This is a genomic window from Pseudomonas sp. (assembly GCF_050739995.1).
GTDB lineage: Bacteria > Pseudomonadota > Gammaproteobacteria > Pseudomonadales > Pseudomonadaceae > Aquipseudomonas.
Map to the genome: position 1 here is coordinate 1 of NZ_JBOICG010000268.1, position 2,933 is coordinate 2,933.

The following is a 2,933-nucleotide window of genomic DNA, read 5'->3' on the forward strand; positions in this document are numbered from 1 at the left end:
TGGGAGCGGGCTTGCTCGCGAATGCGTAGTGTCAGTCGCCATATTCATCAACTGACAGACTGCATTCGCGAGCAAGCCCGCTCCCACATTTGGACTGCCGCGCTGACCAAATCGCGGACAAAAAAAACCGGCCTCTCAGCCGGTTTTTTCATTTCAACAGGTTCAGAACGAAGCGTTCTTCAGGCCGTCGAGGTAACGCTCGGCATCCAGTGCCGCCATGCAACCGGCACCGGCCGAGGTGATGGCCTGGCGGTACACGTGGTCAGCCACGTCACCCGCCGCGAAGATACCTTCGATGTTGGTGGCAGTGGCGTTACCTTCACGGCCGCCCTGTACAATCAGGTAGCCGTCTTTGGCTTCCAGCACGCCTTCGAACAACGAAGTGTTCGGCGTGTGGCCGATGGCGATGAACACGCCATCGACTTTCAGCTCATCGAAGCTACCGTCGTTGTTCTTCAGGCGCGCACCGGTCACACCCATGTTGTCGCCCAGGACTTCGTCCAGGGTCGCGTTGAGCTTGAGGATGATCTTGCCTTCAGCCACACGGGCGTGCAGCTTGTCGATCAGGATTTTCTCGGCGCGGAAGGTTTCACGACGGTGAACCAGGGTCACGGTACTGGCGATATTGGCCAGGTACAGAGCCTCTTCCACGGCCGTGTTGCCACCACCGACCACGGCGACCGGCTTGTTGCGGTAGAAGAAACCGTCGCAGGTCGCGCAGGCGGAAACGCCCTTGCCCATGAACGCCTCTTCCGACGGCAGGCCCAGGTAGCGGGCGCTGGCACCGGTGGCGATGATCAGGGCGTCACAGGTGTAAACACCGCTGTCACCGGTCAGGCTGTAAGGCTTCTTGGAGAAGTCGACCTTGTTGATGTGGTCGAACACGATCTCGGTTTCAAAGCGCTCGGCGTGTTCTTTCATACGCTCCATCAGCACCGGGCCGGTCAGGCCGTGGACGTCGCCCGGCCAGTTGTCGACTTCAGTGGTGGTGGTCAACTGACCGCCCGCCTGCATGCCGGTGATCAGCAGCGGCTTGAGGTTGGCCCGGGCAGCGTAGACGGCAGCGCTGTAACCGGCAGGGCCGGAACCGAGAATAATCACTCGCGAATGACGGGTATCAGACATGACTCACTCCTATCGACCGCCCAGACAACAAGACGGCTGGAATAAAAAAGGACCGCGAAGCACTTGGGGAAGGCTTCAACTCGCAGGCCCTGAAAAATAATGGGTGCAGCGTATCGAGGGGGGCAAGATTAAGGAAATACGGAATAACAATCCAGCTCATAGGTGGTCTCTATGCAGTCGACTCGGTTGATCGACGTGTTTGTTACTGCTGATGTCGCCACTTTCACCTCAAGTGCAAAGTCGGTAAGGTCGGCGCGTTCGTCCTTTTGCTCGGAGTTTTCCATGCCTGCCCCTGCCCTTTCCGGCCCGCAGTACCTGCGTGAAGGCCTCAAACTGGTGTTGAGCCCCGGCCTGCGCTTGTTTGTGCTGCTGCCGCTGGCGATCAATCTGGTGCTGTTCGTCGGCTTGATCTATTTCGCCGGCCATCAGTTCAGCCTGTGGGTCGACAACCTGATGCCGACGCTGCCCAGTTGGTTGAGTTTCCTCAGCTACATCCTGTGGCCCCTCTTTGTGGTGCTGGTGGTGTTGATGGTGTTTTTTACCTTCACCATGCTCGCCAATATCATCGCGGCGCCGTTCAACGGCTTCCTCGCTGAGAAGGTTGAAGTGGTGGTACGTGGCACCGATGATTTCCCGCCGTTCAGTTGGGGGGAGCTGGCCGCGATGGTGCCGCGAACCCTGGCCCGGGAGATGCGTAAACTGGGCTACTTCCTGCCGCGCGCCATCGGCCTGTTCATCCTGTCGTTCATCCCGGTGGTCAACCTGATCGCGGCGCCGCTGTGGTTGTTGTTCGGGGTGTGGATGATGGCGATCCAGTACATCGACTACCCGGCCGATAACCACAAGCTGGGCTGGAACGAGATGCTCGCGTGGCTGCGCCAGAAGCGCTGGCAGAGCATGAGCTTCGGCGGCATCGTCTACCTGGTGTTACTGGTGCCTGTGGTCAATTTGTTGATGATGCCGGCTGCAGTGGCTGGGGCGACGTTGTTCTGGGTGCGTGAGCAAGGCGCCGAGGCGATGGCAGGGCAAAATGTGGCCAAGTCATAAATCCATCATCCCAATGACACAATGACGACATGGCCCACGGTGACACTGTGGGTCATGACGACAGCCTCGCTTCACATCACCTTAATTACCGAAACCTTCCCGCCGGAAATCAACGGGGTGGCCAATACCCTTGGTCGCCTGTGTGAGGGTTTGCGCGCGCGTGGCCATCAAGTCGAGCTGGTACGTCCACGCCAGGGCACCGACCAGAGTCGCCCCAGCGACGACGAATTGCTGCTGTGCCGCGGCTGGCCATTGCCGGGTTACCCGGGGCTGCAATGGGGCCAGTCGTCGATGCATAAATTGCTGCGACGCTGGACCCGCCAACGCCCGGACGTGCTGTACATCGCCACGGAAGGGCCGCTGGGCTTATCCGCCCTGCGTGCGGCACGTCGCCTGGGCATCAGTGTGGTCAGTGGTTTCCACACCAACTTCCAACAGTATTCAAACCAATACGGCTTGAGCATGCTGAGCCGCATGGTCACCCATTATCTGCGCTGGTTTCATAACCGCTCGACGTTGACCCTGGTGCCGAGCGCCAGCCAACGCCTGGAGCTGGAGCGCCGACATTTCGAGCGCCTGGGGATGCTGTCACGTGGGGTCGACAGCCAGCTGTTCCACCCGGCCAAACGCGATAACGCATTGCGTGAGAGCTGGGCATTGAACAGTGAGCAAATCGCCGTGCTGCATGTGGGCCGCCTGGCTCAGGAAAAGAACCTGGGGCTGCTCAAACGCTGCTTTGAAACGCTGCAAGACACCTATCC

3 protein-coding genes are annotated in these 2,933 nt (G+C 59.5%); 2 read left to right on the forward strand and 1 reads right to left on the reverse strand.

The window, feature by feature from the left end; translation table 11 throughout:
- Positions 1–162: 162 nt before the first annotated feature.
- Positions 163–1,125, reverse strand: coding sequence for a thioredoxin-disulfide reductase (trxB, locus tag ACRESD_RS09150; protein WP_248748556.1), 963 nt, complete (start codon positions 1,123–1,125; stop codon positions 163–165).
- 282 nt (positions 1,126–1,407) lie between these two features.
- Here trxB and cysZ point away from each other — a divergent pair, with 282 nt between their 5' ends.
- Together cysZ and ACRESD_RS09160 are read left to right on the forward strand one after the other, a co-directional pair.
- Positions 1,408–2,172: a sulfate transporter CysZ gene (cysZ, locus tag ACRESD_RS09155; RefSeq protein WP_431750620.1), complete on the forward strand. Its 765-nt coding sequence runs from the start codon at positions 1,408–1,410 to the stop codon at positions 2,170–2,172.
- Between the two features lie 54 nt (positions 2,173–2,226).
- Positions 2,227–2,933, forward strand: a 707-nt coding sequence (locus ACRESD_RS09160; protein WP_431750621.1) for a glycosyltransferase, incomplete at its 3' end; no start/stop codon positions are given.

Coding starts and splice junctions, on each gene's coding strand:
- trxB (WP_248748556.1), bottom strand. CDS start 1,125: ATGTCTGATACCCGTCATTCGCGAGTGATTATTCTCGGTTCCGGCCCT.
- cysZ (WP_431750620.1), top strand. CDS start 1,408: ATGCCTGCCCCTGCCCTTTCCGGCCCGCAGTACCTGCGTGAAGGCCTC.